The sequence below is a fragment of the Paenibacillus sp. LK1 genome, assembly GCF_002750415.1.
Classification (GTDB): Bacteria; Bacillota; Bacilli; order Paenibacillales; family Paenibacillaceae; genus Paenibacillus; species Paenibacillus taichungensis.
Map to the genome: position 1 here is coordinate 328617 of NZ_PEII01000007.1, position 16729 is coordinate 345345.

Consider the following 16729-nt stretch of genomic DNA (forward strand, 5'->3'; position numbering starts at 1 on the left):
CCTGAGAGGAGATTACACTGTGCTCGATATCAAACAGATCCAAGAAATTATTCCGCACCGTCCCCCGTTTCTGCTGGTGGACAAGATTGTAGAATTAGAGGATGGCAAACGTGCCGTTGGTTTGAAAAATGTAACCATTAATGAACCGTTCTTCATTGGTCATTTTCCAGAGTATCCGGTAATGCCGGGTGTGTTGATTACAGAAGCATTGGCACAGGTCGGTGCAGTAGCCATTCTTAATTTGGAAGGCAACAAAGGCAAAATCGGCTTTTTGGCGGGACTGGACAATTTCCGATTCCGTGGACAAGTTGTGCCTGGAGATACATTGATGCTGGAAGTGGAGATTACGCGTCTCAAAGGTTCAATTGGTAAAGGCAAAGCTACAGCCAAAGTAGGCGACAAAGTAGTAGCTGAAGGCGAGATCATGTTCGCACTGTCTGACCCAAGCTAATGATTGTATCGTTCAGCAGTTCATTGAATTTTATATAGAAGGAAGGGGTTTGCAGGAATGGAACAGTTAAGCACAACAGCAGCACAAACATTGCAGCAGTGGTTGGAGGATGCTTCGATTGATGAAGCGACGAAACAGGAGCTTCGTGATTTGCAGGATCAGCCGAAAGAGCTGGAGGATCGTTTTTACAGAAATCTGGAGTTTGGTACAGGTGGATTGCGTGGTGTGATCGGAGCGGGAAGCAACCGGATGAACCGTTATACCGTGGGGCGTGCAACGCAAGGGTTTGCCCGTTATTTGCTGGAGCAGCATGGCGACAAAGAAGGTAAACCTTCTGTTGTGATCGCGCATGATTCCCGTCATTTCTCACCTGAGTTCACACTGGATGCTGCCTTGGTTCTGGCTGGAAATGGCATTGTGGCTAAGTTGTTTACATCCCTGCGTCCTACGCCCCAGCTTTCCTTCAGTGTACGTCATCTGCAAGCAACCGGCGGTATTGTGGTGACAGCGAGTCATAATCCTCCTGAATATAATGGCTACAAAGTGTACAACCACGAGGGTGGCCAATTGGTACCACACGAAGCGGAGAAAGTCATTCAATACATTCAGGAAGTTCCTTCCCTCGCGGATGTGAAAAAGCTGACGCAGGAAGAAGCCGAAGCTCAAGGATTGCTCGTATGGCTTGGGGAAGAGGAAGATCAGGCATTTGTTGATACCGTTGCCAGCCTGAGCCTCAGTCGTGACCTGATTCAATCCGGCGTCGGCCGTGATTTCAAAATCGTCTTCACTCCACTGCACGGAACAGGTAATGTGCCTGTACGTCGTGTGTTGGAACAGATCGGTTTTGAGCAGGTTCACATTGTGGCAGAACAAGAACAGCCTGATGCTGAATTCTCCACAGTGAAGTCCCCTAACCCGGAAGAGCGCGAAGCATTTACGCTTGCAATGAAGTTGGGTGAATCCGTGGGTGCGGACATTCTGATCGGTACAGATCCGGATGCTGATCGCATGGGTGCGGTAGTGAAAGACAAGGATGGCAAGTATTTCGTACTTTCGGGTAACCAATCCGGAGCTATCATGGTGCACTATGTGTTGAGCCGCTTGCAAGAAACAGGTAAACTGCCGAAAAACGGCGCGGTTGTCAAAACGATTGTAACAAGCGAGATGGGAGCGGTCATTGCTGAGCATTACGGTGCAGAAGTGATGAACACCCTGACAGGCTTTAAATATATCGGTGAAAAAATGAACCAGTTCGAAGCAACCGGCAGTCATACGTTCTTGTTCGGTTATGAGGAGAGCTACGGTTACCTGGCAGGCAGCTACGCACGTGACAAGGATGCAGTCCTGGCTGCAATGCTGATTGCTGAAGCAGCTGCTTATTATAAAAACCAAGGCAAAACGCTCTATGATGTCCTGCAAGAGCTGTACAGCCAATTCGGATATTTCCTGGAGAAGCTGGAGTCCCGTACGCTGAAAGGCAAGGATGGCGTAGCTCAAATTCAGGCGAAAATGACCGACTGGCGTTCTAATCCGCCACAAGAAGTAGCCGGTATCGTTGTGCAAGATGTGCTGGATTACTCCCTTGGCTTGGATGGCTTGCCGAAAGAGAACGTTCTGAAATTTATTTTGGCAGACGGATCATGGTTCTGCCTGCGTCCTTCGGGAACAGAACCGAAGATCAAAGTATACTTCGCTGTGCGCGGAGAGAACCTGGAAGACGCCGAAAGCCGTATTGAACGTTTGGCTACTACGGTGATGACGCGTGTAGACGCACAATAAATACGAATGCAGTACTGAGCAAGAACATGAGAAAGCCTCTCCGCACCGTAAGGTTGGTTGGCGGAGGGGCTTTTCTTTTAGGTAAAAAGGGTGAGTTCCTACGTCTATTTTGGATGAATTGCGGATAGATGCACGTTTGTTGACACAAGCTGTTTGTATCCGGTATTTATTCACTATTATGCAATGAAAATCATGAGCTGAACGTGCATTTGGTTCCAACACTTGAGGAGGTACATGTAGTGCGTCAAAAATGGCTTTATTGGAATACCGCTTCACGGAAGTGGCTGTGGATTGTTGTCATTATCGGTTTGATTGCTTCCATCCCTGTCATCAGTGATCGGGTACAGACGGAATCTTCCGCCAAAAAGGTGGAGCTTGTCTTCAATTATCGGGGGCTATTGGATATCTCGGCTTATCAGGCCCATCCGCAAGACTTTATGAATGAACAACTGACTCGATTAAAAGACGCCGGAGTGACAACCATGGCGGTGTTTGAAAGTACACTGGATGAGTTGAAGAAGTCCCGCCGTCTGATGGTATATAACGGGCAGGATCTTGCGAACATGACCAAAAATGTCATTCCTGCTAACGATAATTACACGTATGTGCTATTCACAAACGAGGAAAATGCACAAACGTATACCCCTATCATTGAACAAACGTTCGCCGATCGGGAGATTCCTGTGCTTCCATGGGAATATGAAGGTCGTAGCGGCTTAATATTGCAGACTCCACCGGAGAATGCCAACATGCAGCCTTTGCAACCAGATCCGGTTGCCGTGAAGATGCTGCGTGATAAAGGATTTTACATTTTGCCACGGATCGCAGACAGTGTTCCTTACAATCAGGAATCTATGGAACGCCTGCTTACCTTCTTCGAAGAAAATGGGGTAAAGCGCATCTTGTTTGATGGCGATGCTGTGAAAGGGTACAATGATAATGCAGAGATGAAGAGTATCGATATGTTTGCCCAGTTGCTGAACAAGCACCATATTGGACTGGCGGCTATTGAGAATTTGAAGAAACCACAATCCGGTTTTGAGACTCTCTCCTATAAAATTGATTACAATGTAACTCGTCTGTACTCCTTAAGTGACGGGGATGCCAATCTGGATGTAGACACCATTGCTGACCGTTTTGTTTTGGCTACCAAAGACCGCAACATTCGTATGCTCTATATGAATGCTTCGCCAAGTCGGAATACAGCCAAAGCTATGATCACCAATCCGATTGATAATCTGATCAACAGTTTGGGTGAGCCAGGTCATGCGATTGAACGTATGGGCAAACACGGCTTTGAACTCGGACAAGCTGAAGCGTTCACGGTTAAGGATTCTTCCATTCAGCGTTATGCCAAGCTGGTGGCCTTGATTGGTGCAATCGCAATGATTACGCTTATGGTTTCCTATTTTGTACCACTGCTGACATTGCTGGTATTTGCGCTGGCTCTGGTGGGTAGTGCCGGGTTATTCTTGCTCAAACCGACGTTGCTGGAGCAAGGAATTGCCTTGCTGGTCGCAATTAGCGCGCCAACCATTGCGATGGTTCTGGCAGTTCGTACAGTGAACTATCAGCAACAGCGTCAGCCAGACGCACCTGCGGGTCGCCGGTTGGCACAAACGATCTTCTTATATGTAAGAACGTCGATTCTTTCGTTCCTGGCGGTGCCTTTTGTCATCGCATTGCTGAACAGCATTACGTACAGTCTGGTGATCAACCAGTTCCGAGGCGTGAGTTTGTTACACTTTGCACCTATGGCGCTGGTAGCGATTTATATTGTCTTTTACCGTGGTTCGGGTACATTCTCCATTAAACAAATTAAGGATATTCTTCGTACACCGATTAACGTATTGATGGTTGTATTGGCACTGGTTGCTGCTGTGGTTGGATACTATTATTTGAGCCGTACAGGCAACTCGGGTTCGGTTACACCGTTCGAGATGTTCCTGCGTACTACGCTGGAAGATACATTCGGCGTGCGGCCAAGATTCAAAGAATTTATGCTGGGACACCCGCTGTTTATCGTTGGCGTGTTCGCCGCTTTAAAATATCGTAAAGTCATCTTTGTGCTCATTATTGCAGCAATTGGACAATTGTCCATGGTGGATACGTTCGCGCATATCCATACGCCAGCTGTATTGTCACTCATTCGTGGAGTGATGGGATTGGGACTTGGCTTAATCTTCGGTATCGTTGCTGTGGGTGTGTGGCAAGTAGCGGAAGGATGTTGGAAAAAATGGTCACCACTTCTCAAAAGTTAGTCATCTCAGGATATTACGGATTCCGCAACAGCGGAGACGAAGCGGTACTTAAGTCAATTTTGACGGCACTGGAAGAGGAGAGTCACAGATCGAATGTCACGATTGAGCCGATTGTGCTCTCCGGTGACCCGGAGTCGACCACTTCAATGTACGGTGTACGTTCAGTACATCGGATGAAGTTGAAGGAAGTTCGCGAAGCGATCAAGGAAAGTGACGGTTTAATTAGTGGGGGAGGAAGTCTGCTGCAGGATGCAACCGGACTGAAATCCATCCCTTACTACCTGGGTGTTATCAAACTGGCCCAATGGTTGAAAAAACCAACATTTATCTATGCTCAGGGCATCGGACCTGTAAATCGCAAGATATTCAATCCGATGATTCGTTCGGTCTTTAAGGCCTGCAACTATGTATCTGTGCGTGATGAACAATCCGCTGAATATTTGCGCGGGCTCGGATTGCGGTGGAATCAGATTCATGTGGTCCCTGACCCGGTGATGGGTCTGCCACTGCCTGAAGCCAAAGCTGAAGAAGTAAATTCAGTCGCGGTTAATGCTCAAGGAGCAAGCGTTCATACCAAACTCCCGGTGATCGGCGTATCCGTACGTTTCTGGGAGTCGGATCGTAAAGAGCTTACAGCGATTGCTGCTGGATTGAAGAAGCTTTGCTCCAAAAAAGCCGTTCACTTGCGCTTTATGCCATTTCACTTACCGATTGATGAGCAGGCTTCACGTTTTGTTATGGAAATGCTCGGTGACCTCGGTAACAAAGGTAGCGAAGTCAGCATTACCAAGGATCTCACCGATCCGCAGCTGATGCTGCAGGAAGTCAGCAATTGTGATGTCGTTATCGGCATGCGTCTGCACAGTCTGATCTATGCCGCATCACAGTATGTTCCACCCGTTGGTATCTCGTATGATCCGAAGATTGATCAGTTCATGCTGCGTCTGGATAGTGAAACCGTGGGCAGTACGGATGCGCTGGATGGGGATAAACTGGCGAAGACGGTGGCTAACCTGTTGGATCAGCGTTCACAGTGGCTGAAGGAACATGAAGAAGGCATTACCGAATTGAAGCAGGAAGCCAAAGTGCCTGCTCAGCAAATTATTAAATATTTAGGCCGCAAAGGGTGAAATAAGATGAATCAGACCGGACCAATACCTACCGTTTCAATCTATGGTATTCCTTTTTCCAAACTAACGATGAAAGAAACGGTGGAGGTTCTACGCCAAGCAGTGCTTACAAAACAGCCGCACCAAGTCATTACAGCCAATCCCATCATGGTCATGGCCGCGCTGGAAAACCCGGCGATGATGAAGGTTATGCAGTCTGCGGAAATGATTGTACCCGATGGGACAGGGGTTGTATGGGCTGCCAATTATTGTGGGGAGCCTGTGGCAGAGCGGGTACCTGGATTTGAGCTTTTACATGAATTGCTGCGTGTTGGAGAAAACTATCGGTGGGGCGTGTATCTGCTCGGTTCCACACCTGAGGTGATTCAAGAAACGGCAGTTCGGTTACAAGAGCAATATCCGGCGATTCGAATTGTAGGTTATCGCGACGGTTATTTTGGTTCGGCTGAGGACGAGCAGGTTGTCGCTTCCATCCGTGAAGCTGCACCTGATCTGCTGTTTGTTGCACGTGGGGCAGACACGCAGGAACCGTGGATTCACAAGTACAAAGACGCGCTTCAGGTTCCCGTTACGATGGGGGTTGGAGGCAGCTTTGATGTGATTTCGGGCAAAACCAAACGTGCACCTAAAGTGTTCCAAAAGTTAAGACTGGAATGGTTTTATCGTCTACTTCGCGAACCTAGCCGGGCTGGTCGAATGCTTGCGCTTCCGAAATTCGCTGTCAAAGTGATGCGGGACAAAGAAAACGTGACTAAAGTCCGTTAAAATTAGGCTATTACGAGTAAAATGCACGTTTTTGCTAAAAATTGAGGTTGGCATTTCGCCTGTGATCAGCGTATAATTCATTCCGGATTACATGTGTGCCACTCAAATAAAAACTTTTAGTTGCACATGGCCACTTCGATGTCAGAATAACCTTTTGTTCGCTGTTATCCCTGGATTTCTTTTATCAACCTTTCTAAGGTTGAAATCCCGTGATAAAGGCGAACGCTTCGCTTCTACAGGTTATTTCTGCCCTCTCCGTTCTGGTGCAAATGGTATTTTTATTAAAAGTGACGAACAATAATTTATATATAAAAAGAGATCAGGGGATTTATAATTTCTTACAGGTATTATAATTGGGGGTCGAATGTTCAAATGGTAGCGATCTTTATCATTGGATTTATCGTGTCAATGGGACTGGCTCTTGCCCTGACACCACTTGTCAAAAAGTTCGCAGTCAGAATCGGAGCAATGGATACGCCGAATGCACGTAAAGTGCACACTCGGATTATGCCGCGTCTTGGTGGTCTAGGGATTTTCCTGGCCTTTATCATTACAGTTGCTGCCCTGCTTCCGTTTGTGTCGGCATGGTTTACGACAAGAGATATGAGCTTTGTCAGTGCTTTTCTGATTGGTGGATCGATCATCGTACTGATTGGTGCATTGGATGACCGTTTTGAACTGTCAGCCAAAGTCAAACTGCTCGGACAAATTGTTGCTGCTGCAGTAGTCGTATTCGGATTCAACATCCGTGTAGACTTCGTCAATATTCCTTTTCAGGATGCGTACTCCTCACTGGAAGCTTGGGTGTCCATTCCGCTGACGATTCTCTGGATTGTTGGTGTAACGAATGCGATTAACCTGATTGATGGTCTGGATGGTCTGGCTGCCGGTGTATCCGGTATTGCCATTGGTACCATTGCCGTGATGTCCTTCCTGATGGGTAATATGATGATTGCCTTGATGTGTCTTGTGCTGCTCGGTAGTATTGTTGGTTTCTTGTTCTTCAACTTCCACCCGGCCAAGATTTTCATGGGAGATACGGGATCACTATTCCTTGGTTTCTCTCTGGCAATGCTGTCCATGCTCGGATTCAAACAAATTGCTGTCGTGTCCTTCATTACACCGCTGATCATTATCGGTGTGCCGCTCTCGGATACCTTCTTCGCGATCATTCGTCGTGCGGTACAACGGAAACCGATTTTCTCACCGGATAAAGGTCACTTGCATCACTGCTTGCGTGAGCTTGGATTCAGTCACCGTCAGACAGTGCTGATCATCTACGGTATTGCCGCATTCTTCGGTGTACTGGCGATTATCCAATCTTCCGCTGCGATGTTCGAAGCCAACTGGGTAACGTTCGTCGTAATCTGTATCATGATGTTCTTCCTCCAGGTTGGAGCAGAAGTCATCGGACTTGTAAGCAAAACCAGAAGGCCGGTTATTAACTTCCTGATGCGTATGCGCGTCAAGTTGAACCCGGAGACCCGCTCGAAATCCTAAATAGAAACGCTCGTTTACTGATCTTATTGAATATTCTTTCAACCCAAACCTTGTCCCTCGTGGACAAGGTTTTTTGTTTATTTTGCTGTTTTTACTAAATAATTGGAACCTTTCGGCCGATATATAACGGTAACTGACTTAAAAAGAGGAGAGATGATACGTAATGCAACAAAAGAAACGGCCGTTGGCATGGATCATGTTGGTCGCTATGGTGTTCTCATTGTTCCCACAGGGTCTATTCGGTGGGGCCGTTGCTTCGGCTGCGGACGGTGACACTACAGGATCTAACGCATATTCAACTTACTTTACACCAGATATTAAGGTATTAAGGGAAACATCCATTCTGTCTTTGGTTTCAGGAGAGACAGGCAAGAAATTCCTTTCAAGAAGTAACGCATATACCACATCAACTTCAACTATTAGTATCTCAGGTTCATATGCATTTGTTTCGAAAGATACGATGAAAGTAAAAGTAGAGCAGTTGAATTCCACGACTGAAGGCAATGTGGATAAGTGGGTTCCAGATGAAACGAAATCCATTACAACTGCAGTCACTGCAGATAGCAGTGGGAACAACAAGTTTAATGCAAACAACCTTACACTGTTTCCCGGATTCAACAAGATCACCTTTTTAGGAGTACAGGGTTCTGTTGAACGTTCGGATACATTTTATGTTTTATATGACCAAGCTCCCTTTATAGAGAACTTCAAAATCTCCACGGTTGTTTCTGGAGGTACAGGGAATGCAACCTACGATCTTAACGCAGGTTCTGAAACAGTTGTTAATACGGAACGTGTATCTATCCAAGGTAAGGTGCAAAACGCTACGCAGGTTACAGTTACAGTAAATGGTAGCGATTCTTTTGATTCGGCTATGCTACAAGATGGATCATTTTTCTTGCCGCAGCTTAAGCTTAAAGCAGGAATAAATACGTTGAAATTTAAAATATCAAGTGCATCAAACTCCATTGAAACGGAGCGTTCGGTGTATTATTTTGATAAAAACCAACCGTTTACTAAGCTCGACTTAACGGTAGGAACAGAGACGCAATCCATATTGAATGACACAAATCCGAATTTTACAATAGCGGACCAAAAAGAAGGCAAATTGTCTGGACAAGCATTATTACCTTATTCAGCAAGTAGCACGGATTTTAGTCCAACGAATGGAACAATTACATTATCGAATAGCAATATAGATCAACCTCCAACGTTCACTTTTCACGTAACCAAAACAACTGCGATTGCAGGAGCAGACGGAATTAGTTTGGAATATCGACTCGTGGATTTTGTAGTGGACACGCCTTTCAAAATGGAGCTGGAAGAGGGCGGGACTGATGTCAAGAAGAATCAGGAAGTGAAAGTCAGCCTCACTTATGGTAATTTCAGCACAGGATTTACTGGAGGATACGTGTATTCGCCAGGTTCCCAGGATATCTTGAATATGTACTACCTTCCGGATTACAAAAGTGGCCCGATAGAGTCCAAGACCAAACTGGATGGATCACGAGTGAAAAGCGACACATTCTTCATTTTGGTTGAATCCAGCAAAGATATTAATGCAGCTAAATTATTTGGGGAATATTTACCTACAGGTGTAAATAAACTTGAAATTGATGCTGTTAAAACTGAACTGGAAATGGGTTTGACTTCCAAACAACAGATCTATCAGATCAAGGGATTTGTAAGTGGAGAACAACAAATTCGTTTTTATTTCGGCAAACCGACCGATCTTCCGAAAGTAGTCAAGATTTCTTATTCATCTGTTAGTTCGATCTATGTAGAGAATCTGCAAGATGGACAGACATATAGTTTCGACTCGAAGAGTACGGAACAGACAATGTCTGTTAAAGGTAAGTTTATTGGCTTTAAGACGCTGGGGATTGATTTTAAGCCTGAGCTTGTAGTGAATGGTAAGGTGCTTAAAGATACTGAATATACACAGGTTACATCAGGTTTCCCGAACAGCGATGGAGATTTTTCCATTAAATTAAAAGTGTTGAAGGAAGGGCCGATTGTATATGGTGAGAACACGATTGTGATTCGTGCAATTGATGAGGATGCCAACAAACAGCCTACAACTATAACAACAACGCTTAGAATCAATGTTATTGATACGAACCAATCAACAGTTACCACCTTTATGCCTACGCTGGTTCCTAAGGATTCCAGACAACCCTTTGTTGATAAGGCTCTAACCAGTTATACACAGGACGAACTGAAGAAAATCTTCGCGGTTACGCCTGAATTTGCATTCAAAGAAGATAAGTATGTAACAAGTGAAGAAAATTATGATCTCGTGATTAATGGCGGTGGAGCACAAATTGCTAACGTTTACTTTGGCTCCAAACTAGTGTTTACCCATACACAAGCTACTGATCGTGTACTACAAACGAATAAATTAGGTGAAAATGGGATGCCTACATTTGATTTTGTAGGTAATGAAAATCAGTTCTTCGTAAGAATTCAAAATCTGAAATTTGATGCACCTGGAACGCACGTGTATACACTCGAACTTATTAATAGAACAGGTGCTAGAACAACTCAGCGCTTAGAGATTGTACGTGAACCATCTTCTTATCGCATTCTTGCTCCTCAGCCAACCGTAGGAGATAAGATTGTTGTTAATAAAAACTTTGTAAGATTCGATATTGAGGCAGAAGGGGCTACTCAGGTTGTTATTGATAAGCAGCCTGCGGTTAAACGTACGGATTCTAACAATCGTTTTATACTGGACTATGTAGGTTTGAAACCCGACAAAAATAACGCAATCAAGATTCAAATTACTCGTCCGGGCGGAACAATTAATGACACAGTCAATGTATTCTATACCTCTACAATTACAACAGATACGCAATACATGGCTCCGAAAGTTGCAAATAAATATACTGTATTTAACAAAGAGCTGCAGCTTTCACTTCCGAAGGGAACGGTTCTGCAATCCACAACAGTAAGAAATATGACCAAGTTCTATCCAGATAACAAGATTTTGTTCGGAATTGCTGATCCGGATAAAGGGATTGTAGAGAGAAAGAATGATTACGGTAACTGGATCGGATCTCCGGATGAAGGTAGTGAAAATGCACAAAGTTTCATTACTGTATCGCCTGAACTTACGGGTTTGTTTAGTTCAACACTCAATACAAGCAACTTTACACCAATTTCTGATATTTACTGGATTCACGGTGGTATTGGGGAGCTTGGAGATAAAGGAGAAAGTGGCTATAGCGCAGGAACCAATGGTTTGGCTCCTTACAGTCTGGAAGGGAACTTTACGCAATATGCTGCTGAGAGAGTCCTAACTCCATCTCAAAGAGGTAGCCTGACGATCGCTTATGATCCTTCCATTGTAGACGATGTAGGTTCTACCATTACAGTATTCAGATACTCAGATAAAACCAATGTAGGCAAGTGGATTCCTATTGGGGGAGTCGTTGATACAAAAGGTCACACGATTACGGTACCATTTGATGAATTCGGATACTACAAAGTAATGAAATTGAGTAGAAGTTATCCTGATATTACAAACCACCCTTGGGCTCGTAATTTGCTTAATGCTTTGTATTCCAAAGGAATTATGAATCCATTGAGAGCAAGTTCTTTTGGTGCAGATGATCAGACAACTCGTGGAGAATTTGCAACGTTACTCGTTAGAGGTCTGGATATTCCGTTGAATTATGCCAACCAACAAACGTTCCAGGACGTCTCAATCAGCACCAAGTCTGATCGTTGGACTTATGAAGCTATCGAGACAGCTGCTCGGGCAGGTATCGTTACGGGGTTGAGTGATGGATATTTCCAACCGGAAATGCCAATTACACGTGAACAGGCAGCCGTTATGATTGCTCGTGCAATGAACTCCAATTTGGCGACGAACGACAGTAAACTAGCTGCTACGCTTGGAAAGTCATTCCTGGACTCAGGCTCTATTGAATTCTATGCTCGTCCTGCTGTTCTCGCAATAACCAAAGCGAAAATCATGGAAGGTAGCCCGGTCACGGTGCCTGGCGCAACCAAAGCTCAATATCAGTTCAATCCAAAGGGTAATATGACTCGTGCAGAAGCTGCCAAAATTGCAGTTGAATTACTTAAGAAGAGTACGAAGCTGTTCCCTAAAAACTTGAGCTAATCTGTATAGAAAACTATTCAATTCTGAAAGACCTGTCCCTTGGACTAAAGGGACGGGTCTTTTTATGACTGTAAATCAACTGGTAAAGAACACTTTTATAATAGAAGAAATCTGTTTTTTACCAATATCTATTTTTGTAATTTGCTAGAGATTAAGATACAATAGCGGTAAATACACAATGATCTAGAGGGTGAAGTTAGCTAATGAAACCGATTTATTCGAAAGCCCAGCTGGGCTACATGAAGGCAAAGACACAGTTCGAGAAACAAGCAGTCATTCTGGAGAAGAAAATAGAAGATACACGTAAAACGCAGGAAGTTTCCCAAGAAGTGATGGAAGGGCTTGTCAAGGCGACTGGCTTCCATGATGCGTATAACAATTTGGTTCTGGCTGAGAATGACTTAATTGAATGGTCTCACACCACGATGAAGCATGAAAAGACATACCGGGAAAATAGACAACCCATTGACGACATGTATCTGAGATTGAACAGTGATCCGAATATGCGTGCTCAAATTATTGATCTTGCGATGAAAATTCGCTAAGTTATAGAACCAGAGCATTACGAAAGGCATTCCATATGGAATGCCTTTATTTATTTTGCATTTAGAAGAATTTGTCGCTTCATGCAGCGAGTTATCGGGTATAAATAAACGTCCCCATCAATCCAGACACAACATAATCTCATGCAGACTGCTCCATCATTGATGGTCTAAAGGTTTTGAACCTCGCATCTACCCGCACTGTATCAATACATAAATAAGTTCAAAACTTTTTTTGATGAATCCGCAACTTTTTGAAATCTTCTGCGTTTAAGATGTAGAGTCAAAAACATTGGGGAACTTACCAAGAATGACCTCGTGAAGAATCTTGTCTATTTATTAGAAAAAATTGCTTTACGGCACGGAAGACCCATTGTATAATACGTAAGGTAGGATTAGGAAACTACTCTATTTTCGTATGGATCTATCATTATTCTCGTTTACAAGTTTCTGTGATATGCTCACAGACATCATTTATATTAACTTGCTCATGACTCTGGAAAGGGGGTGCGACAATAGAATGAGGAACACGAGCGACCCTATTAAAGAAAATTCCAATGTTATGAACGCCCAAGGAGGAGAAAAAAAGGTTATGAAGAAAATTTTATCCGTAGCTCTGTCTACAGCAATGGCATTCTCAATGTTTGCATCTGTAGCATTCGGTGATACAGCAGTTTCGCCACAACAACAGTTTGATGCATTGAAAGCAAAAGGTGTTTTCACTGGTTACCCAGATGGAACAGCTGGTTTGGACAAAGAGATGACTCGCGCTGAGTTCGCAAAAGTTATCACTAAATTGCTTGGCCTGAAAGAAATCACTGGTGTATATTCTTACAACGATAAAAACTACAATGCTAAAAACTGGGCTGCTCCTTACATCGAAGCAGTAACAGCTGCAGGCATCATGGAAGGTAAAAACGTTGAGAAGAAAATCTTCGACTTCAACGGTAAAGTAACAATCGAAGAAATGGCGAAAGTTCTGACAATCGCTTTGGACCTCGAAGTTCCAACTGAAACTAATAACACTGCAACAGCATGGGCTAAAGGTTATGTTCAAGCAGCAATCAACGCTGGTTTGCTTGACACTAGCTTGAACTTCCAATCCAACGCTTCCCGTCAATTGCTTGTAGGCGCTGCTTACGCAATTGATCAAGCTCAAAGCTTGAAAGTTGCTTCTTATGAAGTAAGCGAAGCTGGTAAAGTTGTTACTTTCAAAATCAGCGACGGTGAATCCGTTAAAGTAACTTTGGATAAAGCTCTCGAAGCTAACAAAGAAACTGAAGTGAAATTCACTTACAAAGATAAAGAGTTCACTGAGAAAGTTACTTATGTAGTAACTACAGCTACTAAAGTTGAGAGCGTAACTGCTACTAACTTGAAAGAAGTAACTGTGAACTTTGACGGAGACGTTAACAAAGCATCTGCTGAAAATGTAGCTACTTACACAATCAAAGACGATGCTGATAGCAATGTATCCATTAAGTCTGTAGAACTTCAAAACGGTGGAAAATCCGTTGTTCTGACTTTGACAAATGCTCTTCTTAACCAAGAAAACTATAAACTTTCTGTAAACTCTCTTAAAGGATCTGATACAACTAAACTTGTAACTCAAAAAGACATCGAGTTCAAGCCAGTTGATTCTGTATTGCCAACAGTTGAAAGTGTAGAAGGATTGGGTAACAAAGCAATTAAAGTTACTTTCTCTGAGCCAGTAGAAGCTAACAGCTCTGTTGCATCTACATTTAAACTTGATGGAACAGCAATTTCTGGTGTGATTTCTGGATCTGGTAGCCGTGAGTTGATCATCGAAGTATTCAGCACATTGAGTGTTGGTAAACATACTTTGACAATCAATGACCGAGTTCAAGATTATGTTCCTTACAAATTGATTGAAGTTTCTAAAGACTTCGAAGTTGTTGAAGACAAAACAGCTCCAACAGTTACAGAAGTTAAGGATGTTACACTTGAGGGAGCTACAGTAGTATTTAGCGAAGACGTTAAAGACTCCGAAGCAATCAAAGGTGGTAACTACTACTGGCTGAGTGGTTCTACTAAACACTACGCTAACGACACTGTTGAAAAAATCAATTCTAAAACATTCAAGTTGACTTTCAGTGGTTCTGCTAAGCTTCCAGCTGTCGCAACTGACCTGTATGTTCAAAACATTGTTGACTTCAGCAGCAACGTAATTGCAGCTGACACTAAAGTGTCCATCAACCCTGTAGTTGACCAAACTCGTCCAGAAGTAGTAAGTGCTCTCTATGATGAAACTACTTATGATCGTGTTAAATACACATTCACTAAACCAGTTGACCTGACTACTTTCAAAACTTCTAATGTAGTTGTGAAAGATAAAGACGGTAAAGTTGTAACAGACTATGGTGTATCTATCTTGGGTGGAGCAACAGGCGCTACTAAAGAATTCACACTTGTATTCTCCGAGGCTCTTGAGTCTGGTAAATACACTGTTGAGTTGTCAGGATTGCAAGATACTACAACTTTGAAAAATACGATGCTTCCTTACACAACTTCACTTGAAGCTAAAGACGCAGCAGCACCAGCTGTTTCAAGTGTAACTGGTAATGCAAATGTTTATTATGTAACATTTGATAAAGCTATGGATACAACTTCTACTGCATCCATTCTTAATCCAGAGAACTATTTCGTTAAGTATGTAAGAACTAATAATGCTACACCTGTAACTGGTAAATTGCCAGCAGGTACTAACATTACTCCAGTAAATGATAATAAAGGTGTAATTATCACTTTGCCTACTAATGTTGCAAGTGTTAACGAACTTACAATTCAAGGTGTTAAGAGTGCCGCGGGTGTATTCTTGAGCGGATATTCAACAACATTTGGTACAGCAACTAACCCAATCAATGCTGACTTTAAAGTAGTTCGTGCAAACGCAACTGCAAAAGACACTGTATTGGTTAAATTTAACCAACCTGTATCTAGCGTTAACAGTGCTGAGTTCTCAGTTGGTGGTACTAGAGTAGCGAATGCTGTTGTTGACTCCAGTGATAACACTGTTGTTAAACTGACATTGGGTGCGAAAATTGGAGCTAATGCTGGTGACACGTTGACGTTCACTGCAAATGCTGCTAAAAACCTTGTAAATGCCCCACTGGCAGGAACTTCTGCTATAATCCAAGATACGATTGCTCCATCTGTAAACAAAACTTCAAGTGGGAAAATCGATCTCGGTACAGATATTGCTTTCAACCCAACTACATTGGAACTTACAATCAATCTTGACGAAGCAGTTAAAGTTAAAAATACTGCTAACCTCAAAGACAACTTCAAAGTATACAAAGCTGATGGAACTTCCTTTACTTATGGAAGTGCATCCGGGAACTACGAAGTTAAAAACGTAGCTGATCTTACTAGCACTAATGGAGATAACAAAATCGTTCTCAATTTCTCTGGTGTAAACTACACTGGTACTGCTAACGTAGTTTTCGTTAACGACAACGGTAACTTCGTAGATGCTACAGCTGTTGGAACTGATGGCGTTGCTAAAACAGATCTGAAACTTGCGGCATTTGATACCCGTGACTCAGATACTGCAACTGGTACTTTGTCCATCACAAGAAATCCTTCAACTGCTCCGGTAGCAGGTAATATCACGGTTAACAACAACTACAATAGCGACGATACTGTAGTTGTAACTGGTCTTGTTCCTACTGATGTAGTTAAAGTTTATAAAGATGCAGCTAAAACTACTTTGTTAGGTACTGCAACTGTAGCTAGTGGTCAAACTAGTGCAACAGTAACAATTGCACAATTGGGTGCAACTGCTGGTGACGTTTACGTTACTGTAACTAAAGTGGGAGAAGCTGAATCTGTAGCGACTCCAAAAGCTTATACAGCTGAAACTGTACAATCTACTGCTCCTACAGCAGCAAGCATTACAGTAGTTAACAACCCAGTTGGAACTGATGATACTGTAACTGTATCTGGTTTGGCTCCTACAGATGTAGTCAAAGTATATGCTACTTCTACCGGTGGTACTGCAATTGGTACTGCTACTGTAGCTGCGGGTCAAACTAGCGCTGTGGTAAACATTACACAACTGGGTGCAGGTGCAGGTGATGTGTTTGTAACTGTAACTAAAGCAGGCGAAGCTGAGTCTGTACGTACTTTGAAAGCTTATGATGCTGAGTAAT

General features: G+C 43.4%; 9 protein-coding genes. All 9 read left to right on the forward strand.

From position 1 onward, the window contains the following. The first annotated feature begins 19 nt into the window (after positions 1-19). The 9 genes from fabZ to CS562_RS17900 all read left to right on the forward strand — a co-directional run bounded on the left by fabZ (position 20) and on the right by CS562_RS17900 (position 16728). The gene (gene fabZ, locus CS562_RS17860; protein ID WP_063567749.1) at positions 20-451 is read left to right on the forward strand and encodes a 3-hydroxyacyl-ACP dehydratase FabZ; all 432 of its coding nucleotides are present in this window, start codon (positions 20-22) and stop codon (positions 449-451) included. Positions 452-508: 57 nt separating this feature from the next. Further along, positions 509-2230: a phospho-sugar mutase gene (locus CS562_RS17865; RefSeq protein ID WP_099857629.1), complete on the forward strand. Its 1722-nt coding sequence runs from the start codon at positions 509-511 to the stop codon at positions 2228-2230. A gap of 239 nt (positions 2231-2469) precedes the next feature. After that, the gene (locus CS562_RS17870; RefSeq protein ID WP_099857631.1) at positions 2470-4491 is read left to right on the forward strand and encodes a DUF5693 family protein; all 2022 of its coding nucleotides are present in this window, start codon (positions 2470-2472) and stop codon (positions 4489-4491) included. Further along, positions 4467-5621 carry a polysaccharide pyruvyl transferase CsaB gene (gene csaB / locus CS562_RS17875; RefSeq protein ID WP_099857633.1) on the forward strand — a complete coding sequence of 385 codons (1155 nt, stop codon included), beginning with the start codon at positions 4467-4469 and terminating at the stop codon, positions 5619-5621. The genes CS562_RS17870 and csaB overlap by 25 nt, the downstream gene beginning before the upstream one ends. A 6-nt stretch (positions 5622-5627) precedes the next feature. After that, complete coding sequence (locus CS562_RS17880) at positions 5628-6386, forward strand: WecB/TagA/CpsF family glycosyltransferase (protein ID WP_099857635.1); 759 nt, start codon at positions 5628-5630, stop codon at positions 6384-6386. A 372-nt stretch (positions 6387-6758) separates the two neighbouring features. After that, positions 6759-7886 carry a glycosyltransferase family 4 protein gene (locus tag CS562_RS17885; RefSeq protein WP_072733618.1) on the forward strand — a complete coding sequence of 376 codons (1128 nt, stop codon included), beginning with the start codon at positions 6759-6761 and terminating at the stop codon, positions 7884-7886. 163 nt (positions 7887-8049) lie between these two features. Continuing rightward, complete coding sequence (locus CS562_RS17890; RefSeq protein WP_099857637.1) at positions 8050-12015, forward strand: S-layer homology domain-containing protein; 3966 nt, start codon at positions 8050-8052, stop codon at positions 12013-12015. Positions 12016-12218: 203 nt separating this feature from the next. After that, positions 12219-12560: a hypothetical protein gene (locus CS562_RS17895; protein ID WP_079695642.1), complete on the forward strand. Its 342-nt coding sequence runs from the start codon at positions 12219-12221 to the stop codon at positions 12558-12560. A 589-nt stretch (positions 12561-13149) separates the two neighbouring features. Further along, on the forward strand, positions 13150-16728 hold the full coding sequence (locus tag CS562_RS17900; protein WP_180287172.1) for an S-layer homology domain-containing protein: 3579 nt from the start codon (positions 13150-13152) through the stop codon (positions 16726-16728). The last annotated feature ends 1 nt before the right edge of the window (position 16729 follow it).

What these genes read in the sequence shown, in the direction of transcription:
- CS562_RS17865 (WP_099857629.1), top strand. Translation starts at nt 509, where the DNA reads ATGGAACAGTTAAGCACAACAGCAGCACAAACATTGCAGCAGTGGTTG.
- csaB (WP_099857633.1), top strand. Translation starts at nt 4,467, where the DNA reads ATGGTCACCACTTCTCAAAAGTTAGTCATCTCAGGATATTACGGATTC.
- CS562_RS17885 (WP_072733618.1), top strand. Translation starts at nt 6,759, where the DNA reads ATGGTAGCGATCTTTATCATTGGATTTATCGTGTCAATGGGACTGGCT.
- CS562_RS17900 (WP_180287172.1), top strand. Translation starts at nt 13,150, where the DNA reads ATGAAGAAAATTTTATCCGTAGCTCTGTCTACAGCAATGGCATTCTCA.
- CS562_RS17880 (WP_099857635.1), top strand. Translation starts at nt 5,628, where the DNA reads ATGAATCAGACCGGACCAATACCTACCGTTTCAATCTATGGTATTCCT.
- CS562_RS17895 (WP_079695642.1), top strand. Translation starts at nt 12,219, where the DNA reads ATGAAACCGATTTATTCGAAAGCCCAGCTGGGCTACATGAAGGCAAAG.
- CS562_RS17890 (WP_099857637.1), top strand. Translation starts at nt 8,050, where the DNA reads ATGCAACAAAAGAAACGGCCGTTGGCATGGATCATGTTGGTCGCTATG.